Annotated in this window: 23 protein-coding genes; 12 read left to right on the top strand and 11 right to left on the bottom strand. The window is 48.1% G+C overall.

The window, feature by feature from the left end:
* Positions 1-34: 34 nt before the first annotated feature.
* The 3 genes from dut (at position 35) to slmA (ending at position 2,151) form a co-directional block, all read left to right on the top strand.
* Complete coding sequence (gene dut / locus ACO6UX_RS01680; RefSeq protein WP_422444267.1) at positions 35-490, top strand: dUTP diphosphatase; 456 nt, start codon at positions 35-37, stop codon at positions 488-490.
* A 159-nt stretch (positions 491-649) separates the two neighbouring features.
* Positions 650-1,552, top strand: coding sequence for an acetylglutamate kinase (gene argB / locus ACO6UX_RS01675; protein ID WP_422444265.1), 903 nt, complete (start codon positions 650-652; stop codon positions 1,550-1,552).
* An 8-nt stretch (positions 1,553-1,560) separates the two neighbouring features.
* Positions 1,561-2,151 carry a nucleoid occlusion factor SlmA gene (gene slmA / locus ACO6UX_RS01670; protein WP_422444263.1) on the top strand — a complete coding sequence of 197 codons (591 nt, stop codon included), beginning with the start codon at positions 1,561-1,563 and terminating at the stop codon, positions 2,149-2,151.
* Positions 2,152-2,180: 29 nt separating this feature from the next.
* Here the strand turns inward: slmA and ACO6UX_RS01665 are convergent, their stop codons facing one another.
* The 5 genes from ACO6UX_RS01665 to pyrE form a co-directional block, all read right to left on the bottom strand.
* A complete protein-coding gene (locus tag ACO6UX_RS01665; RefSeq protein WP_422444261.1) occupies positions 2,181-2,813 on the bottom strand; it encodes a nucleotidyltransferase family protein in 633 nt (210 codons plus the stop codon).
* Entirely contained in the window at positions 2,800-3,801 is a 1,002-nt protein-coding gene (locus ACO6UX_RS01660) for an XdhC family protein (protein ID WP_422444259.1), read from the bottom strand. The genes ACO6UX_RS01665 and ACO6UX_RS01660 overlap by 14 nt, the downstream gene beginning before the upstream one ends.
* Positions 3,802-3,876: 75 nt before the next feature.
* Positions 3,877-6,132, bottom strand: a complete 2,256-nt coding sequence (locus tag ACO6UX_RS01655; RefSeq protein WP_422444257.1) for a molybdopterin cofactor-binding domain-containing protein — start codon at positions 6,130-6,132, stop codon at positions 3,877-3,879.
* Positions 6,129-6,668 (bottom strand): (2Fe-2S)-binding protein, encoded by a 540-nt coding sequence (locus tag ACO6UX_RS01650; RefSeq protein WP_163372303.1) that lies wholly within the window; start codon positions 6,666-6,668, stop codon positions 6,129-6,131. The genes ACO6UX_RS01655 and ACO6UX_RS01650 overlap by 4 nt, the downstream gene beginning before the upstream one ends.
* Before the next feature lie 152 nt (positions 6,669-6,820).
* Positions 6,821-7,498, bottom strand: a complete 678-nt coding sequence (pyrE, locus tag ACO6UX_RS01645; RefSeq protein ID WP_422444255.1) for an orotate phosphoribosyltransferase — start codon at positions 7,496-7,498, stop codon at positions 6,821-6,823.
* A 567-nt stretch (positions 7,499-8,065) separates the two neighbouring features.
* Between pyrE and ACO6UX_RS01640 the strand changes: the two genes are divergently transcribed.
* Both ACO6UX_RS01640 and ACO6UX_RS01635 read left to right on the top strand, forming a co-directional pair.
* Positions 8,066-8,839: an exodeoxyribonuclease III gene (locus ACO6UX_RS01640; RefSeq protein WP_422444253.1), complete on the top strand. Its 774-nt coding sequence runs from the start codon at positions 8,066-8,068 to the stop codon at positions 8,837-8,839.
* 257 nt (positions 8,840-9,096) lie between these two features.
* Positions 9,097-10,545 (top strand): hypothetical protein, encoded by a 1,449-nt coding sequence (locus ACO6UX_RS01635; RefSeq protein ID WP_422444251.1) that lies wholly within the window; start codon positions 9,097-9,099, stop codon positions 10,543-10,545.
* Positions 10,546-10,776: 231 nt separating this feature from the next.
* On the opposite strand, the gene ACO6UX_RS01630 is transcribed toward ACO6UX_RS01635, so the two are convergent.
* Positions 10,777-11,364, bottom strand: a complete 588-nt coding sequence (locus ACO6UX_RS01630; RefSeq protein ID WP_422444249.1) for an AAA family ATPase — start codon at positions 11,362-11,364, stop codon at positions 10,777-10,779.
* Positions 11,365-11,450: 86 nt separating this feature from the next.
* Positions 11,451-12,167 carry a ribonuclease PH gene (gene rph / locus ACO6UX_RS01625; protein ID WP_163372308.1) on the bottom strand — a complete coding sequence of 239 codons (717 nt, stop codon included), beginning with the start codon at positions 12,165-12,167 and terminating at the stop codon, positions 11,451-11,453.
* Between the two features lie 274 nt (positions 12,168-12,441).
* Between rph and ACO6UX_RS01620 the strand changes: the two genes are divergently transcribed.
* The 3 genes from ACO6UX_RS01620 to ACO6UX_RS01610 all read left to right on the top strand — a co-directional run bounded on the left by ACO6UX_RS01620 (position 12,442) and on the right by ACO6UX_RS01610 (position 15,735).
* The gene (locus tag ACO6UX_RS01620) at positions 12,442-13,299 is read left to right on the top strand and encodes a YicC/YloC family endoribonuclease (RefSeq protein WP_422444246.1); all 858 of its coding nucleotides are present in this window, start codon (positions 12,442-12,444) and stop codon (positions 13,297-13,299) included.
* 119 nt (positions 13,300-13,418) lie between these two features.
* On the top strand, positions 13,419-14,033 hold the full coding sequence (gmk, locus tag ACO6UX_RS01615; protein ID WP_101748579.1) for a guanylate kinase: 615 nt from the start codon (positions 13,419-13,421) through the stop codon (positions 14,031-14,033).
* 145 nt (positions 14,034-14,178) lie between these two features.
* Entirely contained in the window at positions 14,179-15,735 is a 1,557-nt protein-coding gene (locus ACO6UX_RS01610) for a hypothetical protein (RefSeq protein ID WP_422444244.1), read from the top strand.
* Between the two features lie 317 nt (positions 15,736-16,052).
* Here the strand turns inward: ACO6UX_RS01610 and ACO6UX_RS01605 are convergent, their stop codons facing one another.
* Positions 16,053-17,870, bottom strand: coding sequence for an aminopeptidase P family protein (locus tag ACO6UX_RS01605; RefSeq protein ID WP_422444242.1), 1,818 nt, complete (start codon positions 17,868-17,870; stop codon positions 16,053-16,055).
* Positions 17,871-18,091: 221 nt separating this feature from the next.
* Between ACO6UX_RS01605 and rpoZ the strand changes: the two genes are divergently transcribed.
* From rpoZ to ACO6UX_RS01590, 3 genes are all read left to right on the top strand, one after another.
* A complete protein-coding gene (gene rpoZ / locus ACO6UX_RS01600; protein WP_066016900.1) occupies positions 18,092-18,343 on the top strand; it encodes a DNA-directed RNA polymerase subunit omega in 252 nt (83 codons plus the stop codon).
* 85 nt (positions 18,344-18,428) lie between these two features.
* Positions 18,429-20,561 (top strand): bifunctional GTP diphosphokinase/guanosine-3',5'-bis pyrophosphate 3'-pyrophosphohydrolase, encoded by a 2,133-nt coding sequence (spoT, locus tag ACO6UX_RS01595; protein ID WP_422444239.1) that lies wholly within the window; start codon positions 18,429-18,431, stop codon positions 20,559-20,561.
* 175 nt (positions 20,562-20,736) lie between these two features.
* Positions 20,737-21,123: a RidA family protein gene (locus ACO6UX_RS01590; RefSeq protein WP_101748583.1), complete on the top strand. Its 387-nt coding sequence runs from the start codon at positions 20,737-20,739 to the stop codon at positions 21,121-21,123.
* Positions 21,124-21,792: 669 nt separating this feature from the next.
* On the opposite strand, the gene ACO6UX_RS01585 is transcribed toward ACO6UX_RS01590, so the two are convergent.
* From ACO6UX_RS01585 to ACO6UX_RS01575, 3 genes are all read right to left on the bottom strand, one after another.
* Entirely contained in the window at positions 21,793-22,650 is an 858-nt protein-coding gene (locus ACO6UX_RS01585) for an SDR family oxidoreductase (RefSeq protein ID WP_422444237.1), read from the bottom strand.
* A gap of 677 nt (positions 22,651-23,327) precedes the next feature.
* Entirely contained in the window at positions 23,328-23,636 is a 309-nt protein-coding gene (locus ACO6UX_RS01580; protein ID WP_422444235.1) for a hypothetical protein, read from the bottom strand.
* A gap of 16 nt (positions 23,637-23,652) precedes the next feature.
* Positions 23,653-24,108, bottom strand: coding sequence for an antirestriction protein (locus tag ACO6UX_RS01575; RefSeq protein WP_422444233.1), 456 nt, complete (start codon positions 24,106-24,108; stop codon positions 23,653-23,655).
* A 125-nt stretch (positions 24,109-24,233) separates the two neighbouring features.
* Between ACO6UX_RS01575 and ACO6UX_RS01570 the strand changes: the two genes are divergently transcribed.
* A complete protein-coding gene (locus tag ACO6UX_RS01570) occupies positions 24,234-24,440 on the top strand; it encodes a hypothetical protein (RefSeq protein WP_422444231.1) in 207 nt (68 codons plus the stop codon).
* Positions 24,441-24,463 lie beyond the last annotated feature (23 nt).

Raw genomic sequence — 24,463 nt, 5'->3', positions numbered from 1 at the left:
CATTTCACGGTAAATACACAGGGAATTAAACGACATGAGAACACTGAAAACCCGTATTCTGGATCCACGGCTGGGCACAGAGTTTCCATTGCCGGAATATGCCACAGAAGGCTCAGCAGGTATTGATCTGCGAGCCTGTCTTGATCAACCTATGAGCCTGGAGCCGGGTCAAACCCAGTTGCTGCCTACCGGTATGGCCATCCACATTGAAGACCCGTCCCTGGCGGCGATGATCCTTCCCCGCTCCGGACTGGGTCATAAGCATGGCATCGTTCTGGGTAATCTTGTGGGACTGATTGACTCTGACTACCAGGGGCAGCTGATGGTCTCCTGCTGGAACCGGGGAAATACCACGTTCACGATTCAGCCGGGGGAGCGTATTGCCCAGTTAATACTGGTTCCCGTGGTTCAGGCCCGACTGGAGATTGTGGCAAGCTTTGACGAGAGTGACCGCGGTGCCGGAGGCTTTGGGCACTCCGGAACCCACTGATTACGGCTTTTTGTCACCAGGGCGTGGCTGATTGTGCCAGGCCGCCACCAATAAAAAATAACCAGGGCCTGTTGATGTTACGTTGCCAGTTCAAATTGAGCCTGCAGTCAACAGGCCCGGACACCATGCTCAATCAGTAAGAGCAACGCAGGAGGAGTCATGGATAAGCCTGCTTTATCCTCTCAGGAAATCGCCACGGTTCTGACCGAGGCACTGCCCTATTTGCAACGCTATGCCGGTAAGACCGTCGTCGTTAAATACGGTGGCAATGCCATGGAAAACGACGAACTGAAAAACAGCTTTGCCCAGGGCGTGGTCTTGCTGAAGGCGGTGGGTATTAATCCTGTGGTGGTTCACGGTGGCGGTCCACAGATAGGCGACATGCTGAAACGGCTGAACATCGAAAGCCGGTTTGTGCAGGGCATGCGAGTTACCGACTCCAATACCATGGATGTGGTACAGATGGTATTGGGCGGACTGGTGAACAAGGAGATAGTGACACTTATCAATAACAATGGCGGGCGGGCCGTTGGTGTTACCGGCAAGGATGGTCGATTTATTCGTGCCAAACGGTTGCTGGTGACCGAGATGACCCCGGAAATAACCGCACGGGAGATTATTGATATTGGTCAGGTGGGCGAAGTGGAATCCATCGACACCGACATTATCACCATGCTGCAAAACTCCGATTTTATTCCGGTGGTTGCGCCTATCGGGGTGGATGATGCCGGTGCCTCCTACAATATCAACGCTGACCTGGTTGCTGGACGCCTGGCCGAAGAGCTGGTGGCAGAAAAACTGTTGTTACTGACCAATACGGCAGGCCTGCTGGATAAGGATGACAACCTGCTGACCGGACTGAACTCAGAGCAGGTCGAAGCATTAATTGCTGACGGAACTATTTATGGCGGTATGCTTCCCAAGATACAATGCGCGCTTAATGCCGTGAAGTGCGGTGTAAAAACAGCGCACATCATTGACGGCCGGGTGCCACATGCCGTTCTGCTTGAACTGTTAACTGACCGGGGAGTGGGCACCCTGATAACCGGAGATAGTGCTTAGTACTCATAATGGATATGTCTCAGAAAATTTCTCGCAAGCAGCAGATTCTGGAAGCCCTGGCTCATATGCTGGAGACGGCTCCGGGTAACCGGATTACCACCTCGGCCCTGGCCAGAGCGGTGGGTGTTTCCGAAGCGGCCCTGTACCGTCACTTCCCGAGCAAGGCAAAAATGTTTGAAGGGCTGATCGAGTTTATTGAGGAGACGCTGTTTTCCCGAATCTCGCTGATTCTTTCTGAAGAGCCCCATGTGACTGCACGGTGTGAAAAGATCCTGCTGTTGCTGATTGGCTTCTGTGAGAAAAACCCCGGCTTGACCCGTATCCTGACCGGGGATGCATTGGCTGGTGAGACCGAGCGGTTGCGCCAGCGTGTGACTCAGCTGTTTGACCGTCTGGAGACACAACTCAAGCAGACGTTACGTGAAGCGGAAATCAAGGAAGGTGTGCGACCCCGCCTGACCGTCAGCGTAACTGCAAATCTGATGCTGGCTGCTGCCGAAGGCCGGATTGCCCAGTATGTTCGCAGTGAATTCAAGCGCAAGCCCACGGAAAACTGGGCGGATCAATGGCTAATTCTTTCTGCGGCGGCGTTCAGATAAGTTCTGGTTTTCCTGGTGTCTGGCCATGGTCAGGCACCGGATACCTGACCAACTATTTCGTTATGACCGGTATAGTAATCAATATCCTTGATCACGCCTTCGTCAGATGTTTCCAGCAAAATCGGCTGGTGGATCTTAAGAATAGATTTAGCACCTGCATCACCACTGAGTAACTTCAAATCTGCCTGAAGAGATGCGGGAAATAACACGGGGTGAGCCGGAATCGGATCTTCAGATTGATAGATCGGCCTGATGATTTTATTGAATTTATGTTTTCTAAAACCTGCAATAAGGCGCTGGTAAGTATCAGGTTCGATGTGGGGCATGTCTCCCAGGCAGAGAAGGATATGTTGATCGTCAGGAATATGGTCAATGGCTTGCACAATGGATGAACTCATACCTTGTTCAAAATCAGGGTTGTCCGTGTAGGCAAGCCGGTATTTATCCAGTGCACGTTTAAGGCGGTGATCCTGCGGTCTGACGATAACTAAAACGTGATGAACATGGTGCTGAGCATTCAATGCACTGCGGATGGCCATAGGGATGCCGTTAATATCATGCATCATTTTATGGCCGTTAAATCGCGTACCTTTACCGGCGGCTAAAATAACCGCCGTTATTTTCTCGCCAGGGTTCGATGCTGAAATGCTAACGGATGTCACAGGCGGCCGTCTGACTGATTTGATCTTCTTTCTTTTCCAATGCCTTACCGGGCTGTATGCCATTTTTAATGGCTGTGATTTCAGCAAGAATAGACAGCGCAATTTCAGCCGGGGATTTACTGCCGATATTTAATCCCACTGGGCCATGGAGTTGGTTAACTTCAGCTTCAGTGAAATCAAAGTGTTCCCTGAGGCGTGCGCGGCGTTCCTGGTTGTTGAGTTTCGAGCCAAGGGCACCAACATAGAAGGCATCGCTTTTTAAGGCGGTGAGTAACGCCATGTCGTCTACTTTCGGGTCATGGGCGACGGCGACAATGGCTGTACGAACATCCACGTTTAAATCCTGAATGATATCGTCAGGAAAACCTTGTAACAGCGGTAAGTCTTTTAAGGGCCAGTTGCTCCGATAATCAGGCCTGGGATCACTAACCAACACTTCAAACCCAAGGCCCTGGGCAAATTCGGCCAGATATCGGCCAGTTTCACCGGCACCAATCACCATTAATCGCCAGGTTGGGCCAAATACGTTTTGCCAGTGGGTTGGTGACAGCTCGGGTGCCTGTTGCTGCCAGGTAAGATAAGTCACCTGACCCGTTTCCAGGCTTACCTTTCTTAAGCAGGTTTTTCTGGTTGCAATATGATCAATCAGACATTCAACGTCTTTAATGTCATTGAGAGGTTCCGCCATCAGTTCTAAAGCACCGCCACAAGGCAATCCAAAACGGTGACGCTCTTCGGCCGTTTCTCCGTACATGATTTTTTGTACAAATCTGACCGGGTGTTGGGCTAGCTGTTCGATCAAATCTTCTTCAACACAACCGCCACTGACACTGCCAAAAAAACGACCAGAAGAACTTACCGCTAAAAGGGAGCCTACCGGGCGGGGGGAGGTACCCCAGGTTTTAGCCACACTGACGAGGGTAATGTTCTCGCCTTGCTCAAGGCAGGATAAACAACCATTTAATACTTCTAATTGTGAATCTTGCATATTGTTTTAATTAAACCTTTGCGCATAACTGGTCCTCGTCCCTCAGAGAGCAAGGGACGAAGCACCACACTCAAATTAACTCAGTTTAAGAGGCAAGCTTCTTAAACGCTTACCCGTTGCGGCAAAGATGGCATTGCCCACGGCACCGGCAATGGGCGGTAAACCGGGTTCACCGACACCCGTTGGTGCTTCATCACTTTCTACAATGACTACCTCAATGTCTGGTGATTCATTCATTCGCAGTATCGGGTAATCATGGAAGTTACTTTGCACCACTGCACCGTCTTTAACGGTGATCTCACCGTAAAGGGCAGCGGTTAAGCCAAACAGGATGCCACTTTCCATTTGCTGGATAACGATTTCAGGGTTAACCGCCAAGCCGCAATCCAGCACACAGGTCACTTTGTGAACTTTAATTTGACCGTTGTTCACCGACACCTCTGCGATTTGAGTCACGTAAGACAGGAACGAAGCATGAACGGCTACGCCGTGATAGTGACCTTCAGGCAAGGATTTTCCCCATCCCGCTTTTTCGGCTGCCAGCTTCAGCGTGTTCGCCAGTCGAGGATTACTTTTTAAGTGTTTCAGGCGATAGGCGACAGGGTCTTGTTGTTGCGAAATGGCCACTTCATCCATCATGCTTTCTTTAAAGAAGCCACTGAATGAGTGACCAACACTGCGCCAGAAACCTACCGGTAGCCCCGGATCAACCGTCACGTGGTCAACGGATTTATGGTTGGCATCATAATCTTCGAATAAGCCTTCGACGGAAGTAGGATCGACCGTCCAGCCGTCAAACAGGCCATAACCCGCTTTACTGATCCAATCAACCATGCCATCCGGCAGGAATCCCGGCATCATGGCATCGGTCACTTCGTCGATGGTATAGGGCAGGATGTTTGGACCGGAGCGCTTAACGTTCCAGCTGTCAATATTACCGTCTTTATCCAGGCCAACCTGAAATTCAGCCATGGATGCAGGACGATAATAATCGCGTTTTGTATCGTCTTCACGGCTCCAGATCAGTTGCACCGGAAAACCCGATGCTTTGGCTATGGAAACGGCTTCTGCAACATAATCGCTTGAGATACGACGTCCGAACCCTCCTCCCAGGAACGTACTGTGAACAGTTACATCGTCTTTTGCTACATCACCGTAAAAGGCGGCTAATTTGGCAGCAACACCCGGGTTTTGGCAGCCTGTCCAGATTTCTAATTTATTACCGGTGAATTTCGCCGTGCAATTCATCGGCTCCATTGTGGCGTGGGCCAGGTAGGGGGCCCAATACTCTCCGGACACAACCGTATCAGAGGTTTTTAATGCATCACGACCGTTGCCTTCTTTGTGTGCATTATCGGATTCATCGCTATCCAATGCAGCTTTAAATAATTGTTTGCCGTTGCCTGCTTCAGTGGAGTCACTGGAAAAGTCAGACAGGGTCTCCGGTAATTCCCATTGTACGTCCAGCACAGGCAAGGCGGCTTTTGCCTGATAGTAATGATCCGCTACCACGGCCACACCGTTAAAGATGCTGACCACGGCTTTGACGCCGGGCAGGCTTTTCACTTTGCTATCATCAAAGTTTTTCACGGTGCCACCCGATACGGGGCAGCGTTTTAATGCCGCCCGGTGCAGGCCAGCAAACTCCACGTCCAGACCAAATTCCGCTGAGCCTGTGCTTTTCGCTACGGCGTCCAAACGTTTTGAGTGTTTACCAATGTATTTGAAGTCTGCTTTTTTCTTGAGCGGTGTCTCTTCAGGAAGACTCAAATGAGCAGCCACTTTGGTAAAGTCACCGTAAGGCAGCTTTTTACCATTGGCGACAATCATGCCGTTATCCGTTTGAATTTGATCCAGCGGCAGTTGAAGTACTTGTGCGGCCGCCTGTCGAATAACCATACGGACATTTGCAGCCATTTGCCGCAGCGGAATAAAATGCACACGAATGCTGTTGCTACCACCGGTCAGTTGCAGTCCATATTCCGGGTTTGCATATTCTTCGTGAGCGCCAACATTTTTAACCTGGATTTTACCCGGATGAACGTCGAGTTCTTCCGCCAGCATGGTGGTCAGGCCCGTGTATACGCCCTGGCCCATTTCGGAACGGGGAAGATAAAAATAAATGTCATTATTGGCGGTAATTTGCAGCAATGCATTGGGTTGCAAATCACCATCCATGGCATTGGGAAATTTAACACTGGCACAGCCCGTCAGTGGAATTCCCACCACTAAACCACCACCGACAATGCCCATTTTTTTGAGAAAGCTACGGCGGGAGCTGTTTTCTAATGTCTGTTTGTTTTGCGTTAGTGGTTGTTCAATGACACTCATGACTGCACCTCCTGTGTCTCCGGTGATGCAGTTGCCGTTGGATCAAATACCTGAACCGCTTGCAAACGGCCTTTGCCATTTCTTAAATCTGCCGCTGCATTTTTGATGGCTTTTTTTACATTGGGATAGGTGCCGCATCGGCAGATATTGCCGCTCATGGCGATGTCGATATCGCTGTCACTGGGGTTGTTGTTCTGGCTCAGCAATGCGGTAGCACTGATGATTTGCCCACTTTGGCAATAGCCACACTGGGGAACGTCGGCTTCAACCCAAGCGTTCTGCAAAGTGGACATCATTTGTGGGTTACCAAGGCCTTCAATGGTGGTGATATGTCGATTGGCCACGGCTTGAACCGGCATGATGCAGGTTCGGGTACTCACACCATCGATTAGCATGCTACAGGCACCACATAAGCCCATACCGCAACCGAATTTTGTGCCTTTCATGGTCAAATGTTCACGAACCACCCAGAGCAACGGTGTATCTCCCGGTGCGTCGACATTTACCGTTTGTCCATTTAACTTAAAGCTAATCACGTGTGCCTCCCCCGGCCGTGTCAGTTTCTTATTAGCTAAAATACTTTTTTTATCAGCAGACGCTTGTCGTCAATATTTCTATATTTTTATAGATCCTGCGCCGCAGCCAGATTGGCTACGGTCGCACTTTAACAAACAGTATAATGACGACCTCATACTCCATAGGCATCTCTATAGGCTTTAATTTCCGGTGCGTATCGGCGGATCTCCGGATGATGTTCACTATACTCAAGCAAGTCAGACAGGGAAACAATACTCAACACCGGAATATTGAAATCACGCTCTACTTCCTGGATGGCAGAAAGCTCTTTTAGCGTTGCGGACTCTCCTGGCGTTGAAGACTCCCCTTGCCCTTTTTCCTGACGATCCATGGCGACCACAACGGCTGCGGGCGTCGCGTCTGTTTGCTCAATAATGGTCATCACTTCACGAATCGCTGTGCCTGCCGTGATAACATCATCAACAATCACGACTCGCCCTTCCAGGGGCGCACCGACAATATTCCCTCCTTCGCCGTGATCTTTGGCCTCCTTGCGATTGAAGCACCACGGCACATTCCGGTTATGCTTTTCAAACAATGCGACGGCGGTCGCAGTGGCCAATGGGATGCCTTTGTAGGCGGGCCCAAACAGCAGGTCAAATTCAAGCCCGGCATTGACCATGGCTGAGGCATAAAACTGACCGAGTTTGCTGATGGCTTCACCGCTATGGAATAACCCGGCATTAAAGAAGTAGGGAGATTTTCTTCCGGACTTCAGGGTGAACTCTCCAAAACGGAGTACTTGCTGCTCAATGGCGAAATCCAGAAATTCTTTTTGGTACTGATGCATCGGGAGGGTCCTGTTCGCTATATGCCCGTAGTGCCGGACTCAAGGGCTGATCTTATACCAATATACGACCCTAAATCCCCTGTGTGAGGTGTTATTTCAGAGATATTGTGCAATTTATAATATTGGTTGCATCCCGGTCAGCAGGTGTGAAATTACGGAAACCGTCAGGTGTCACTTCGTCAGAACTGCAGGCTGCTGCAGAAGAGACCGGATTTATGCGGATAAACATACGGGAGGCGACCCGTTATCATTTGTCCGATATAATCCAGAAATTTCTGTGTTCAACCGTACCATAAGAATGTTAATCATGCCTTATAATAGGGGTGAGGGCTCTTACCAACTCTGTCGTACAGTTGATGCAGGGTTAATCCCGGTTGAGTAACTGTATCCTTGAAAAGCTTAGACTTTAGCCGTCGTTCATCCTGATCAAAGCAACTGCTGCTCAGGCTGAGATTTGCTCAAATGGTTTTGCAGGTCTTCAGTTTCTGTTTTTCCGGTTACTGTCTTGCCGAGGTAACAAGCTTACTTAATGCCAGAGCATGTAAACGGCCTGGTAAGGTGTATTCGATGAGAGTTATCAGTTTAAATTGCGAAGGCATTAAAAGCGCACGGGAAAAAGGCCTGTTTGACTGGCTCCTGGAGCAGGATGCTGACCTTATCTGTCTGCAGGATACTCGTGAAGACGAGCAGGTGATTGAGGATCAGTATTTTCTTGATGGCTACTTTGGTTATGCTTTCAGTGGTTACAACAGGGTTGAGCGAGGCGGTGTAGCCATCTATACCCGTCATGCTCCCAAGGCTATTATCAGTGGCCTTGGTATTCCTGAGGTTGATGAAACCGGCCGTTACCTTCAGGCAGACTTTGACAAGATCAGTCTTGTCAGCCTGTACGTACCGGAAGGTGACACTGAAGAAAACCTGAATTTCAAGTACCGTTTCCTGGACGGCTATTCCCACCACTTAAGCAAACAACGTCGTAAGCGTCGTGAGTTCCTTATGTGTGGCACCTGGAACATTGCACACCGCAAGATTGATGTGGCTAACTGGCGTGATGCCCAGGAGGTTTCAGGTTTCAATCAGGCGGAACGTGGCTGGATGGAAGGTCTGCTGGGTGATATGGGGTTCTTTGATGCTTACCGTGAGGTTGACCGGGAGGCGGGCAAGTACAGCTGGTGGCAAGATGAGTATCTGCGCCATGACAATGTTGGCATGCGCATTGATTACCAGATTATCACTCCGGGCATGCGTCACCGCGTGCTGAATGGCGGTATCTACAAGGGTCAGGCCTTCTCATCCCATGCACCGGTCATCATTGATTATGACTGGGAGCTGGGGTTCTGACTATTTTCTGAACCTGATTCATCATTTTGTTGTTCCCGGATAAATGGGAACATTGCTGAAAAAGGAGAGAGTCAACGACGTTGGCAATCTCCTTTTTTTATTGTTAGTGAATAAAAAAGAATAAAGTATCTGGTTTGACCGATCACTCTGTAATATGTCGATTTGCAGCCCGTTGTGTATGGAACTTTTTAAATAGACACACAGTCAATATCACAGTTAAAAAATGCTGGCAGGTTAATTCAGGAGTGCTGGTTGCCATGAATATTCAACCCAAACCCGCTCAGTCATTCTGTCCTGTCGTTCAGACTCGGGATGTAGCCACGCAAACAGAAACAAGTGCTATCAATCACCTTGGAAAGGAGGTGAAACTTATTGCTCCCCGTTATTTATATAACACCTGTTTTCCTCACCAAAGAACGAAAGTATGCCAGGAGGAGTTGTCCCGAAAAATCAAAATTATCAGAACAAATGCGTCATTGATTAATTTTCCATTGATTGAGACTACCTTGCTGGCTAAATTTGGCTTGTCCAAATGCATTGCCAAAGAGCAGGGCAAAAGATTTATTGCCGAATGTGCCATCGCCACGGCCATTAATGTGCAAATGCCTATCGGTAAAACGGAGGGCAGGCTGGAAGGAGGAGGCCTTCAATATTTGGGTGAGTGCATTAACAGCCTGGAAACTCTGATGGTAGAGGGATGGAATATTGAAGCATCGAAACGTCTGAAGAAAAACCTGGTTTATGAAACAACGCGAATCACCATCCCGTACGAAAACCTGAACAGTGACCGGAAAGCTGCGGTCAAGAACTATATTCTGAAAAACCAGACCCTCTTTGATAACGCTGCTGCAGTGGAAAAAACAACTCAAGCCCTCAACCTGTTCAGACATCAGTTAGCCTATCAGAATGCTCTGGGTCTATACCCCCCGGCACCCCAACTATTCGACTTGAGTTCCCCACAAACAATTATCGATATTGAGGCTAACAGAGTGTTTCCGGGGGATGAATCCGGCGTACAGGAAATCCGTGGTGTCCTGCAGGCAAAAATGACCCGGGTACTGGCACAAATGACCGACCCTGACTCAGAGCTGGTCAGTATGATGCTGGACGATAAACGCGCTGCTGGCATGCTGGCCGCTGGTGACAAACAAACCCTTAGAACAGCATTGACCCATCGCCACGCCCAAATGCCCATACCTGGCCCTGAGGCATGTCTGTTTTATTTGCAGTTCGCATTTGAATTCAGGGCGAGCCTGATGTCTTCAGGCCTGGATCCAGAAGCGCTGTCTTCTGTAATTGTTGGCTGCCTGAATATGCATCAACTTGCAAAACGGGATCAGAAAATCCACCAGGTGGAGATCTCTTCGGAAAGTTTATTGCGTGCCTGGTCGCAAAGCAGCAGGATCTTATCGGTTTTATCGTACATAAAAACATCAAACAACATGGAAGCATTGGTCAAAGAGTGCGGTAAACAACTGACGTATGTACCGGATACCAACTTTTTCAGGATGATTAATAACCCATGGGTTTGTGAGAAATTCAAGCTTACCCCTCAATACTCCCCGGAGTATCACCAGAATAACCAAGCTGGCAGCAGTTCAGGCCCGGGCTTTATAGCTAACTCAGGCAACGATACTCGAAAACGACCAGCAAATAGCGATGATACTCTTCCGCACGCCAGTAAAATGGCCCGCCCGACAGAGTAAACAGGACATTGGGTACTTTGTCGTAAAATGAGTGTTCGTGAAGTTGATACGGGCGTTAGTACATGGTTTCAATGGGTTTGAAGTGTACAATCTCCGTTCACCCTGAGCGGAGTCGAAGGGGGCTTGGTACGATCTATCAGAGTCCGGAGGCACGACAACCCGTCAAACTCATTGAAACCAAGCACTAGTCGGGATATTTCATCAATTAATTAAGAAAAGATTAATGTACTGTTATTTTCTGATGAAGCTTTGGATCATCTGGATACATTCATCGGTTCTTTCTTCAATATCAGTACTTTCTATCATCAGGATCTTTTTTTCAGATATTCCGGGATCGACGGTGTTGCACAGTACCCACTGATCAATATCTTTCTGGAAGATGATATCGTCACTGCGAATGCCGTCACTCTCCAGTGCAAATTTTCCTGTTGGCAGATAGCAGTAAGCATCAATTTTCTGGCTAATGGCGTTGGCCAGCTTGAGCATATAAGGGCTGATAGGAGTCTCGCATATTTTCAGCCAATATCGATGGTAGGCAAGTAATGACGGAGGGCCTGTATCGATAATGCCATGACCTTGCAGATTGTCTGTCCACTCAAGCATGGCACCCAGTGCCGATCCCGCCATGGCCGTGGAAGTCACCTGACGGATTGCCTGATCTTCAACTATTGCATCGCGGGGCGTCTTATACTTCAGATGTTTTGCGATTTTCCGGTAATAGTCGCTGAACAGCGACCATTCACTCCCAAGCTCTTTCACCAGAGCGTTGCAGAGCGTTGTTTTACCCGTTCCATGGGAACCAATGAGTGCAATAATCATACTGCTGACCTGTTACAGAGTAAGAACCCGGCATATAGCCGGGTTCTATTAAAAATAGCTCAAGCAAAAGGGCAGGCAGTAAAGTGTCATTCTGCTAACGCTTTTTTCTGTAACTCGATAATTTCCTCAATACCGGATCGTGCCAAGGCCATCATCGCCAGCATTTCATTCTGGCTGAAAGGGGCTGCTTCTGCCGTTCCCTGGACCTCGATAAAGCCGCCAGCATCGGTCATCACAACGTTCATGTCCGTTTCGGCACTGGAGTCCTCAGGATAATCAAGGTCAAGAACCGGGCTGCCTTTGTAGATTCCCACGGAAACGGCGGCAATCATGTGCAGGAAAGGATCACTTTTGACCATCTTCTTCTCCTGCATATAGCGCAGTGCATCCACTAGTGCCACACAGGCTCCGGTAATTGAGGCTGTGCGTGTGCCACCGTCGGCCTGAATCACATCACAGTCAATATTAATGGTGTTTTCACCGAGCTTTTTCATGTCTACCGCCGCACGCAAGGCACGGCCGATCAGGCGTTGAATCTCCAGCGTCCTGCCGCCCTGCTTGCCTCTGGAGGCTTCCCTCCCCATCCGTTCCGTGGTGGACCGAGGTAGCATGCCGTACTCGGCGGTGATCCAGCCCTGGCCGGTTCCTTTGAGAAACCGGGGTACACCGCGTTCGACCGACGCGGTACAGATGACTTTGGTATCGCCAAACTCAACGAGCACAGATCCTTCTGCGTGTTTGGTATAGTTGCGGGTGATGTTTACATCACGTAATTGGTCTGCCGTTCTTCCGCTAGGGCGCATTTGGGTTACCTTGGTATGTCTGAAAAAACGTGAGCACTGCAAAATTTGCGGAATTATAACTGTTCAGTGGGTTTTCGGGAAAATAGAGTTTGAATAATCAGCTCTCTTTGTTGATGCTGCGTTATTAAATCAATGACATACGCCCAAGTGGTCAGTATTTTTAGAACTATAGTTTTTCCAAAATCTTATCTCATCGGTTTATTTTGTGGATAAACTTCTGAAATAATGAGTGTTTATTAGCCCACCGATTAAAGAGTATTTCATGACTTCCAGCATGACTGCATTCGCCCGTGTCCAGATACAGGAGGATTGGGGAAGCCTGGTATGGGAGATTCGATCCGTTAATCACCGTTACCTTGAACCCCACTTCCGTCTCATGGAACAGGCACGGGAGATCGAGCCTGCGTTGAGAGAACTGATTCGCAAGCAGCTGAAACGAGGCAAGGTTGAATGCAGCCTGAAATTTCAGCTGGTTGAGAAAGAACAGGTGCTTGACCTGAATCGTGTCCTGCTGGAAAAGCTGCAACTGGCAGTGCGTGAGGTTGAGGCCCATTTTTCCCGGGTTGCACCGGTCAATCCTCTTGAGGTTCTGCAGTGGCCCGGCGTGCAGAGCAATGAAGAGACGGAAATGGCCGTTGTTCATCGGGCTGCCATAAAAGGGTTCAACACAGCGCTTATTCAACTGAATGAGATGAGACAGCGGGAAGGACAGGAACTGCAGTCTTTCATTGAGGCCCGTTTGGATAAAATGGGGGATGAGGTGCAGCGGCTTCGTGGGTTGCTGCCAGACATTCTGCAAAGCCAGCGTGAGAAAATCCTTGATCGACTGGCTGAAGCCAGACAGGAGTTAAATCCGGAGAGGCTGGAGCAGGAAATGGTGATGCTGGCTCAGAAGATGGATGTCGATGAAGAGCTGGATCGTCTGGAAACGCATATAGCGGAAGTGCGCCGAACACTGAAAAGCCCCGGGCAGGGAGCGGTTGGACGGCGATTGGATTTTCTGATGCAGGAACTCAACCGGGAGGCAAATACCCTGTCGTCCAAGTCCATTCATGCTGGACTTACCCAGACCGCTGTTAATCTTAAGGTCCTGATCGAGCAAATGCGTGAGCAGGTTCAGAATATTGAATAGGAAACCTTATATAATCAACAAGTTATTTTTGTCTTGTGGTAAATAACAGGGCTTATTTCTTAGTCTGACTTATCCTGAAGTACATAGGTTTAAAACAGGGAGGCTTCCCTGGAGTGTTCATGAATATTGGCAAACTTTATATAATCGCTGCCCCTTCCGGCGCTGGCAAGACAAGCCTGGTAAAGGCCATGGTGGAATCTACGCCCCATGTGCGCGTGTCGGTCTCTCATACTACCCGGGGTATCCGGCCTGGTGAGCAGGATGGCGTAAACTATCACTTTACCTCTGTCGAAGGCTTCCGGGACATGTTGAGCAAAGGTATGTTTCTTGAGCATGCTGAAGTCTTTGGTAATTATTATGGAACCTCGGCACACTGGGTTCGTGAACAGCTGAACAAAGGTGAAGATGTTATTCTGGAGATTGACTGGCAGGGGGCGCAGCAGGTTCGCCGTTTGTTGCCTGATGCCGTATCAATCTTTATCCTGCCGCCTTCTCTTGAGGCCCTGAGGGAACGGTTGATCGGGCGGGCTACCGATGACCTTTCGATCATTGAAAGACGTATGTCTCAGGCGGTCAGTGAAATGTCCCATTATGGTGAGTTTGACTACCTGGTAATCAATGATGAGTTTGATCTTGCCTTGCGGGATCTGCAAACCATTATTCGCAGCCAGCGCCTGTCAATTAATTGGATGCAGCACTATAAAGAAGATCTGATTAAAGGTCTCATAAACTGAGTGATTAAGGGTAAGTAGTTGATCAAAAAAGGTCATATTTTCTGATCAGGTGTATGTCACTCCGTGGCGTTACAACTTGGGTCATGTAACGGCTATGCTCCCTGTGTTGTCCTTGCATAGTGACTGTTCATTCAGGTAGAAATATATGATCCCATTTGGCCAGCTACTTATCAGCTTTAAGCAACAAGCTATATTTAAATCCATAGAATTAAAAGGAAGTAATGCTATGGGTGTGAACAGAGTACCTGGTGGAAACGTTCCAAGGTATGATCAGAAACATCAGAAGTCTGACAAAGGTCAGAATTCCGCACAGGATAATCATCATAAAGTTGGTAGTGTCTCCTGTGACAGTCAAATTAGAAAAACGAATACTGAACATTACCAGGTTGATCATGCAGCAATAAAGCCAAAACAGGTCGATGCTCTGGATCATCTTTCTGACACTTTTATGAAGCGTAATGGTGAGAAAAGTCATCAGTCTGATCGAGATAAACCACCAAAATTCCTTTCCAAAGTGGCTAACAAAGGGATCAAGGCTAAATCTGCAGAAGAGGCAAGAGGTGCAATCCAAAAGTATTTCCAGCTGCTGAGGAGATCTTACTCCAGAGAGGCTCCTCCTTCACCAGAAATAAGAGAGCAGTTATATAACGACGTTGTAAAACTGTCTGCCAAGGTAATGAGCTTTGAATTTACCGCTGGTCGGGATAAGGATAAGGAAAAAACGCTTGGTTTAACAGCAGAGCTTCTTCAACAAATGCTGAGTGGCCTGAAAACCTCTTCTGCTGAGTTTGTAAACAGCCAGGTGACAGCCGTTCTTTCCCTTGGAATGATGACCCCAGAGGATAAAGCGTTTCTTTTTGGCTCCTGCCTGAATACTCAAATTATTTCTGTGGATAAATACACTGCTGACATAAGAAATTTAGACAATAAAATTTCTAGTCTGAAGACGAAGTTAGCTGGTTCAAAAAAAGGTGAGGCGGAAGGCCTGAAACACAGAATCAAATCTGCGGGTATTGAACGGGCTGATTTAGAGAGAAAGCATCAACTGCTGGTGTCTAAAGAAGTAGGGGGGATGCATGGCCAAAAAGAGTTTTTCCAAAGCTGCTATGAAATTATGATGAAGCAAGTCAGGTCTGAAATCAGGGTTGGCTTAAAGAAACAATTAAAGCAAAAAAATAAAGCAAATTTTGATGAAGGAGAGAAGTTGGTTAACCAAATAATGGGGAAGATGGATTCAACCCTTCGTAGTAAAGCTGAGTCTATAGCTAAAAATGCAGCCAACCAGAAAAAGGGTATTCAAGCGGAAGATGTTTATCTGAAAAAAAGAACCGACCTTTTTTTACTTCTGAATGAAGAGGTTTCAGGGCTTCTTGGGGGTATAAAAGAATCTTCTGACTTAAAACCTTTACCTGTGCATAAAAATGATGCAGTGCCAACTCATAAAGTTGATGATAAAACAAGTTTTGATAGAAACAGTGGGTCACGTAAGCCTGTGCACAGGAAAAAGAGCCCTGAAGCTAATAAACGGTCGACCTCAGTCACGGAAGTATTAAAAGAAGCTGTTGATAAGGAGGATCACAATCCAGAAGCTCCTGCAGCTATTCAGCACAAGCCTTCTGATGTTAAGAACCAGGCCGCTGTTAAGGATCTGATCAAGTTTTTTGAAGACGTTGCTGAGAAGCACAGAATTGAGGATAAGTAGTAAACCCAATGAAATAATATTGGGTTCCATTTGCCCAGCTACAGAATATGGGAGTCTCCGGGCTTTAATCAATCTGGCTATAAACTACGCACTAGTACATGGTTTCAATGAGTTTGACGGGTTGTTGTGCCTCCGCACTCCGTTAGTCCTGAGCCTGTCGAAGGACCCATAGGGCCTAAAGGCGGAAACTCCGGACTCTGATAGATTGTGCCAAGCACCCTTCGACTCCGCTCAGGGTGAACGGAGATTGTACACGTCAAAAACCATGCACTAGCCTTTTGTTATGCCAGCGAGCGGTATAGTGTTGTTTCCTTATTTTACAAAGCCTTGGTCGCTTCCCTCAGCCATTCAAAATCTTGCCCCTGAAGTTCAGGTGAAAGCGCCTCCCTGACCATTTCGTGGTACCCATTCAGCCAGTTAATTTCTGTATCCGTCATCAAATCTTTCAGCAGCGGGCGAGTGTCAAAGGGCGCAAGGGTCATCGGGATGAGTTTATAGAACTTGCCAAACTCATTCTCAATGTCCTCCGCGATCAGCATAATATTCTCAAGCCTGACACCATGTTTGTTATCACGGTAAATGCCGGGCTCGTTGGTCACCAGCATGCCGGGCTTCAGGGCAACGTCAAACCATCTCGGGCTGATGCTCTGGGGGCCTTCATGCACATTCAGGAAATAGCCCACTCCGTGGCCGGTGCCGTGATTAAAGTCGATACCTTCACTCCACAAAGGCTGCCGGGTAATGGCATCCAGCTGTATTCCCCGTGTTCCCTCCTTGAACCTGGCCGTTGCCAGGGCGATATGGCTTTTCATCACCAGGGTATAGTCTCTCTTCTCCTCATCCGTCATCTCACCGCAGGCAAATGTGCGGGTGATATCCGTTGTTCCATCCGGGTATTGAGCGCCTGAGTCGATTAACAGCAACCCTTTGGTTTGAATGGAGTAAGCAGACTCTTCATCCGCCCGATAGTGACAGATAGCACCATGGGCGGCATAACCGACAATCGAGGGAAAGCTGACCCCCCGGAAATGCTCTGACTCTGAGCGGAACTGCAGCAGCTGTTCATCAATATTGACTTCATTCAGCTGCCCTGTGGGAATATTGGTTTCCAGCCAACGGATAAAGCGAACCATGGCAGCGCCATCACGACGATGGCACTCCTTCATCCGCTCTATCTCAGTGCTGTTTTTGATGGACTTCAGGTCGGTGGTGGGCAATCTGTCTTCGATCAGGTGAATCGATGCAGGAATCGCGGAGGCCAGCTGGTAACCCGTGGTGGCCGGGTTGATCATCAGGCGGGTGCTATCCGCAAGCGTTGACAACCTATCCAGGACGTCATCATAGGCCGCCAGCTCTACACCAGCCTTGGCCAGGGCTGACAGCGCATCCGCTGCTATTCGCTCTTTGTTGGTAAACAGCGTGATGCTGTCCGGTGAAATCAGTGCATAGGCAAGAAATACCGGGTTACAGTCAATATCAGACCCCCTCAGATTAAACAGCCAGGCAATATCATCCAGTGTGGTGATAAGAAGCTCTGTTGCTTTTCGCTCCTTGAGAATCTCTCGAACCTCTGTAACCTTCTCTGTGAGGGTTTTACCGGCATAGGTATCCTGGTGAATAAAGACGGGCTCAGCAGGCCGTGCTGGCCTGTCGGTCCAGATACCATTCAGCAGATCGTGATCAAATTTCAACGTAACGGATTTAGCCGCCAGTTTCTTTTCGAGATTTCTGACGTGGCTCAGACTCAGAGTGGCACCATCGAAGCCAATGCAACCCTGCTCAGAGACTGCTTCTGTCACCCAGTCAACCATTGATGGGACGCCGGGCTGACCATCTTTCATCAGGGTGATTTCTGAGCCTGCCAGCTGTTCTGAGGCCTGAATAAAGTAGCGCCCGTCTGTCCACAGGGCTGCTTTATCCTGTGTTACTACCATCGTACCAGCAGAGCCAGTAAAGCCAGAGAGCCAGGCCCTCCCTTCCCAGTGGGGGGCTACATACTCACTGTTATGGGCGTCGGAAGACGGAATAATCCAGACGTCAATGCTATATTCAGCCATTGCGCCACGCAGATCTTGCAGCTTTTTGGTGCTCTTTGGGCTCTTGGTTGAGTCAGAGCGGTTCGGGGTATTCACCATGTATCTATTCCAGGCTTTTGGCCATTCGGCGAGTTAGTGTTGGGCAGGGTTTTTTTCTGCTTAGATGATGCTTACGAATACTATAATCCGCACCCTTTATGGAGCAAACACTAACCCTGCTAAAGCTTGTCTGGCTACAGGTCGTAAAGTACACTAAAGGGTCAGGCAAACCGGCATTAAGGTTCTGTTTCTGAACCTGATTCTAATTGATGGAGTAAAACGTGGCTCGAGTAACTGTAGAAGACTGTCTGGATAACGTAGATAACCGCTTTGAACTGGTGATGGTCGCCTCCAAGCGTGCCCGCCAGCTGACCATTGGTGGCAAGGACCCCAAGGTAGACTGGGAAAATGATAAGGCAACCGTGGTGGCTCTGCGTGAAATCGCCGAAGGCCTGGTAACCCCTCTTTCCGTTGATGACCGCACGGTTGATGACGACGAAGCAGCAATGTTTCTCGCTGGTGTAGAACAATAAGCGTTTTACCTTCGTACTATCTTTGGATCACAAGCTTTAGAAGATAAGAAGGTGCAATGGATGATCTGCGCTTAAGGAGCGGACTTTGCTGACCATCGATGAGTTTGCCGGCCGCTTGAAGTCCTATCTGAATCCCGAGCAGGTCAACCTGGTTCGTCGGGCCTACTATTATGCGGAGCAGGCCCATGACGGACAAACCCGCCGCAGCGGCGATCCGTACATTATTCATCCCCTGGAAGTAGCCTCCATTCTTGCTGATATGCACATGGACCATCAGAGCCTGATGGCCGCCATGTTGCACGATGTCATTGAAGACACCGGTATCGAAAAGCAGGACATTGCCGGGCAGTTCGGTGATGTGATTGCGGACCTTGTGGATGGGGTCAGTAAGCTGACCCACATGAACTTTGAAAACAAGACGCTGGCCCAGGCAGAAAACTTCCAGAAAATGGCGCTGGCCATGGCCAAGGATATCCGCGTCATTCTGGTTAAGCTGTCAGACCGCCTCCATAATATGCGCACGCTGGGTGTGCTGAGGCCTGACAAGCGCCGTCGTATAGCCAAAGAAACGCTGGATATCTATGTGCCAATTGCCAACCGTCTTGGCATGCACACGCTCCGAATAGAGCTGGAGGATTTGGGCTTCTTTGCCATGTACCCCATGCGGGCCCGGCTGATTCGACAGGCGGTGCGTAATGCCCGTGGCAACCGTAAAGACCTGGTCAGCCAGGTTCAGCAGGCGATTGCTGCCCGTCTGGAAGAAGAAGGCCTGAAAGGCCGGGTAGTGGGTCGTGAAAAGCATCTGTACAGCATCTACAGCAAGATGAAGAACCAGAGTAAGTCCTTTGACGACATCATGGACATGTTTGCGTTCCGAATCATTGTGGACAAGGTGGACAGCTGCTACCGGGCGCTGGGCATTGTTCATAACTTCTATAAGCCCATTCCCGGGCGGTTCAAAGATTACATTGCCATCCCGAAAGCCAATGGCTACCAGTCGCTTCATACCACCCTGTTTGGTATGCACGGTGTGCCCATAGAAATCCAGATCCGGACCCAGGAAATGGAAGACATGGCCAATAACGGCATTGCTGCCCACTGGCTTTACAAGTCCGGAGAAGAAGCGCTGTCCGGCAGTCATGCCAGAACCCGGCAGTGGCTCAAAGGCGTACTGGAACTGCAGAAAAATGCCGGAGACTCTCTGGAGTTTATCGAGAACGTGAAAATCGATCTCTTCCCGGATGAGGTGTATGTCTTTACCCCCAAAGGGCATATTTTAGAGCTGCCCAAAGGTGCGACAGCGGTTGACTATGCTTATGCCGTCCATACCGATGTGGGGAATACCTGTGTAGCCTGTCGTATCAATAAACGTCTGGCGTCACTCAGTCAGCCGTTGCAGAGTGGCCAAACGGTTGAAGTGGTTACCGCACCGGGCGCACGACCCAATGCGGCCTGGTTGAATTTTGTTGTCACGGGTAAAGCGCGGTCCAATATTCGCCACTTCCTCAAGCATCAGCGCAGAAATGAGTCAATTGCCCTGGGCCGACGCTTGCTGAGCAAAGCACTGGTCAGTTTTGACAGCAGCCTTGAGCAAATCAGTGAACAGGTCATTCGCCAGCAACTGTCCGTGTTTGAACTGGATGACCTTGATGGGCTGCTGGAAGATATTGGTCTCGGTAACCGTATGGCCTATATCGTTGCCAAGATACTGGTTGAGCCCGGCAGCCTGCCTGAGAACAAGAGTCAGCTGGACCTGTCCAACAGTGAGAAACCGCTCTCCATTCGTGGCTCTGAAGGCATGGTCATCAGCTTTGGCAAGTGCTGCTATCCAATACCGGGAGACCCGGTGGTTGGCCATGTCAGCTCGGGCCGTGGCATTGTTATTCATACGGATACCTGCCCGAATGTCTCTGAAATTCGACATAACCCGGAGAAGGTTCTGGAAGTTGAGTGGGATAAGGACGTCTCCGGTGAGTTTACCGTAGAACTCAGCGTAGAGCTGGAGCATCACCGTGGTATGATTGCCTCCCTGGCTACCGCCATTACCGCAGTGGAAGGCAATATTGAGAAGATCAGTATGGTCGAGCAGGACTCCCGTTGCAGCATTGTTCAGTTGTTGCTCAGTGTTCGTGACCGGGTGCATCTGGCCAAAATTATTAAACGACTTCGGGTTATTAAAGGGGTTTACTCGATTATTCGACGACGCCGGGATTCATAAACGTCTGTGAATTAAAGCATTACAAGAAAAAACCGGATGCTGCACCGCAAAAACACAGTATCCCGTAAATATCGCTCTAAATCCTTGAAAAATAATGTTTACACCCTAGTATCGGGTGTCTTCTTTTTCTTTTTTTCCATGGGCTTCTGATTCCCAAGCTTAAGAGAGTAGATCGATGAGTAACCGACAGACGATTAATACTGATAAGGCACCCAAAGCTATTGGTACCTATTCTCAGGCGGTAAAAGCAGGAACCACTGTTTATATCTCGGGCCAGATTCCACTGGTTGCAGACACCATGGAATTACTGGAGGGAAGCTTTAAGGAGAAGACCCGCCTCTGCTTTGAAAACCTGAAAGCCATTGCCATGGCGGCTGGCGGAACCCTTGGCGATGCTGCCAAGGTGACAATTTACCTGACCGATATGGCGAACTTTGCTGAAGTCAATGAGGTCATGGCTGAGTTTTTTAAACAGCCTTATCCTGCCCGTGCCGCTATTGGTGTCAAAGAGTTGCCAAAAGGTGTACCGGTTGAGGTAGAGGCTATTCTGGAACTGAAATAAGTTTTTGCAGTGATAGCAGCTCCTGGTCATCTTGAGTCAGGGGCTTTACGAATATTCTGCGGCGAACATTGCTTTTTGGTTTGATTCTTTGGCAGCTTTCTGATGTATCAATAATCACAATGGGTCGAGTTGCGTTGTCGATACTGGGCTTAGTCTGAAGTCTCAGGCAGTGTGAGCACTCAGAATAGAACTGGCAGTGGCTCTGCCATTGCATATCAAAAATTTCTGAGTGATGTTTGCCGGATTCATTCTTGATACAGCCTTGCCCTGCCGGTAATGAGTGCATTGCTATATCACCCTGCCCTCCGGCAATTTCATTAACAGATCGTCCTGAGTGGCAATGCGCTGACAAAGTGCTCTTGGTGTTTTCTGCATTGAGGCTCTGCACCCTGTTGTGTATTGGTGCGACAGAAGTTGATGGGGCGGCGCTCACAATCTTGTGCTCTTTCCAGTGGTTAATAACCATTAGAAAGATTTTTAAAGCGATAGTTCAAAAATAATAAAGCGAATTGTGGTTCGACATGCCCATCAACCTGTCTTGTGGATAACTCTGTGAATTATATCTTGGTAAGCCGTTAATAAGCCTGTATTAACGGTCGTTCAGGTTTTTTTAGCCTGTGGATGATCAGGCTCTGCTGGCTGTCAGTCTGCCCGCAGAACCTGCCTGATTTAATCCCTGTTATGGAGAAGGCTGGTATAACCACTTTTGTAATCAGGAAAGTAAAATTTATAACCTGTCTCAATAATCCGCTGGTTAGAGCACCGTCGATTACCCCTTTGTGGCGATGGATAATGGCTATTGTCTAATGCCACATTCAACTGCTCACCAAGCCATTGCAGCACATCAAACGTGGTCGCCGGGGTACTGTCAACGCCGAGATATAAGTTATCCACCGGCAGATGGTCCATATCGCGCCGAATAAGGTGGGCGATGATGCCGGCACAGTCTTTCTGGTGAATTCGGTTACTGTATACGGCGGGCTTTATCGGGCAGCCTTCACCTTTCAACACCCGGCTGATCAGCCGGTTTCGGCCAGGCCCATAAATCCCGCCAAAACGTATGGCCGTGCCAGGGAAGGGAGCATGCTGTAACTGTTTTTCTGCGGCCAGCATGATTCGACCATTGAACTTCACCGGCTGGGTGGCCGACGTTTCGTTCACCCATTCGCCATTACTCTGGTGGAAAGTGCTGGTACTGGAGGTGAAAAAAATACGTTTTGGCTGGTATTGCTCGTTCACCAGACGGTTAAGAATATTTTGCAGCCCATCAATGTAAGCCTGTTGATAATGCGCTTCTGTTCGTCCATTAGAGGCGGCGGCATAGACCACGTAGTCAATCTGTTCAGGCCAGTCACCGAGCATTTTGGCATTAAACAGGTCACCCCGGATGGGGTTAACGTCAGCAGGTAACCTGGCAATATTTCGCCGTAACCCCCAGACATTAAAGCATTTCATGGCGGTTAACTGCCGGGCGAGTTCACAGCCAACATCGCCACAACCCGCAATCAGTATATTGAGCTTATTCATAGCTATAGTCTATTGGTTGATATAACTTAGATGTGTAACCGTATGATTCTGAAGGTATTAAATTTTTCATTGTCTAAAATATCCGCCAAATTATCCGCCGTTTTTTTTAGCCGCCAAAAAAGAAAATCAAACATGGGTTTCCATACCCATTTTACGTTTTCAGGTATGCACAGACCAGCTCGGTTCACTCTCCGATCCGTGATTAAACAGAATGCCATTCGTCACAAATCTCCCTCCTACCTGCCAGTCATGCTGTGGTGCTCCGTACCTGTCGCAGTGACAGTGATACCAGACAAAACCGATTTCTCTTGCTATCCCGGTTTCCTTGCTTATATCGTTCTTGCACACGAATAGCTCCACTTTTAGCAAGTAACTACTTTCGGGTGCCAGGTCAGTCTCAAACTGCCATTTATCCAGCGGCAACGAATCCCTATCTGTCTCAGGCGTGAGACAGTTAGAAGGGAAAGCGTTACTTGCTAACCAGCTTTCTAACTGTTTTGCTACGTACTGATTTTGTTTTTGTCTGATCGTTTGAGCTACAGACATTTGTGAGAATGAATCCCGGAACGTGATCATTATTTAATACTCCGATCATTTTTAATTGATTTGTTTTAAAATCGTATTCGTTAATTAATTTCATAGCTATTAATTGAATTAAGCCGTCCCTGGCTATTTAATTACAGTTGATGATAAAAAGTTTCAGACCAGTCTTTATCAAAAAGCATCGTTGTTTTAGAAAAGAATCCGGTTTCAGAAATTTCACCGATTTCATTTTTCTGAATTGTTATTCTGATGGTGTCATCGTGAATTGATCTGGCTTTGTTTTCATCTAAAAGTGATTTGCTAATCTCTATCGCTTTTTCATGGCTGGGTTTTTCCTCTAAGTCTTCTGTTTTTAATAATTGGCTTTGAACCTTTCTTTGTCTGCCAATTAAACCCTGAAAGCTAACAACAATGTCGTAAACAGTTTTTTTATTCTCGCTCATTTGAATTACTCCTGAATTAATCAATCAATTTAAAAATAATATCGTTTTCCGGGTGGGCTGCATTATCATCAAAAGCTAAATCACGGCAATTGCCATAAAGCTCTGTTAAATAATCTGAGTAACGTTCCGGTGAACTCTGATAGTTGCTAAAAACTATTATTGAGAGAGCTAGGCCGAAAGCATCCGATGTTATTTCATGCTCAGATTGATATGCCATGCTTGTTACATTCCATTTTTGATTAGCAACGGGACGAAAATAAAAGCCGCCCCTTTTTATCTCGACAATCTCCCAGCTCCCGCCAGTGTATTGTCCGTCCGTTATCTGAGTTGCGTAGTTATACAGAAAGTTCTCAAACAGTAGTGGTTCCGGGACAGTTGTATATATCTGATCCCAGATTTTCTTATTGTATCGCTGCCAATCTTGGCTCCCGTACTCCCTTTCTATTATCAAATCCGTATGTTGTATCGTCATAATAATACCTCGTTATTTATTTGAACGATGAGTCAATAACTATAGATCAAAGTTCACAATGTGAACTGTAAATTTTTAAAAAAACTGCCGATTTACACTAGAATTAGAGTCCGGGAGGGTGCAATGTGAGCATATTTAATGAATTAGAAATGGCATTAAGAACTGATCAGTCCGACACTGCTAAAGTGCTCGGGATCGGAAAATCGAGTTACAGCATGTATAAGACTGGCAGCAAAAAAACACCGCTTTATATTCGATACAGTATTGAAGTAATTTTGATGCTGAGTGAAGAAAAAAAGAAAGAGCTAAGAAATAAAAGGCTGGCAAAATAAAAAAAGGGGCCGTAAAGCCCCGG

It is taken from the genome of Endozoicomonas sp. ALB091 (assembly GCF_049310265.1).
GTDB lineage: Bacteria > Pseudomonadota > Gammaproteobacteria > Pseudomonadales > Endozoicomonadaceae > Endozoicomonas.
This window is presented reverse-complemented; position numbering and strand designations above follow the sequence as displayed.

Coding starts and splice junctions, on each gene's coding strand:
- dut (WP_422444267.1), top strand. CDS start 35: ATGAGAACACTGAAAACCCGTATTCTGGATCCACGGCTGGGCACAGAG.
- argB (WP_422444265.1), top strand. CDS start 650: ATGGATAAGCCTGCTTTATCCTCTCAGGAAATCGCCACGGTTCTGACC.
- slmA (WP_422444263.1), top strand. CDS start 1,561: ATGGATATGTCTCAGAAAATTTCTCGCAAGCAGCAGATTCTGGAAGCC.
- ACO6UX_RS01660 (WP_422444259.1), bottom strand. CDS start 3,801: ATGCAAGATTCACAATTAGAAGTATTAAATGGTTGTTTATCCTGCCTT.
- ACO6UX_RS01655 (WP_422444257.1), bottom strand. CDS start 6,132: ATGAGTGTCATTGAACAACCACTAACGCAAAACAAACAGACATTAGAA.
- pyrE (WP_422444255.1), bottom strand. CDS start 7,498: ATGCATCAGTACCAAAAAGAATTTCTGGATTTCGCCATTGAGCAGCAA.
- ACO6UX_RS01640 (WP_422444253.1), top strand. CDS start 8,066: ATGAGAGTTATCAGTTTAAATTGCGAAGGCATTAAAAGCGCACGGGAA.
- ACO6UX_RS01635 (WP_422444251.1), top strand. CDS start 9,097: ATGAATATTCAACCCAAACCCGCTCAGTCATTCTGTCCTGTCGTTCAG.
- ACO6UX_RS01630 (WP_422444249.1), bottom strand. CDS start 11,364: ATGATTATTGCACTCATTGGTTCCCATGGAACGGGTAAAACAACGCTC.
- rph (WP_163372308.1), bottom strand. CDS start 12,167: ATGCGCCCTAGCGGAAGAACGGCAGACCAATTACGTGATGTAAACATC.
- ACO6UX_RS01620 (WP_422444246.1), top strand. CDS start 12,442: ATGACTGCATTCGCCCGTGTCCAGATACAGGAGGATTGGGGAAGCCTG.
- gmk (WP_101748579.1), top strand. CDS start 13,419: ATGAATATTGGCAAACTTTATATAATCGCTGCCCCTTCCGGCGCTGGC.
- ACO6UX_RS01610 (WP_422444244.1), top strand. CDS start 14,179: ATGATCCCATTTGGCCAGCTACTTATCAGCTTTAAGCAACAAGCTATA.
- ACO6UX_RS01605 (WP_422444242.1), bottom strand. CDS start 17,870: ATGGTGAATACCCCGAACCGCTCTGACTCAACCAAGAGCCCAAAGAGC.
- ACO6UX_RS01590 (WP_101748583.1), top strand. CDS start 20,737: ATGAGTAACCGACAGACGATTAATACTGATAAGGCACCCAAAGCTATT.
- ACO6UX_RS01585 (WP_422444237.1), bottom strand. CDS start 22,650: ATGAATAAGCTCAATATACTGATTGCGGGTTGTGGCGATGTTGGCTGT.
- ACO6UX_RS01580 (WP_422444235.1), bottom strand. CDS start 23,636: ATGAGCGAGAATAAAAAAACTGTTTACGACATTGTTGTTAGCTTTCAG.
- ACO6UX_RS01575 (WP_422444233.1), bottom strand. CDS start 24,108: ATGACGATACAACATACGGATTTGATAATAGAAAGGGAGTACGGGAGC.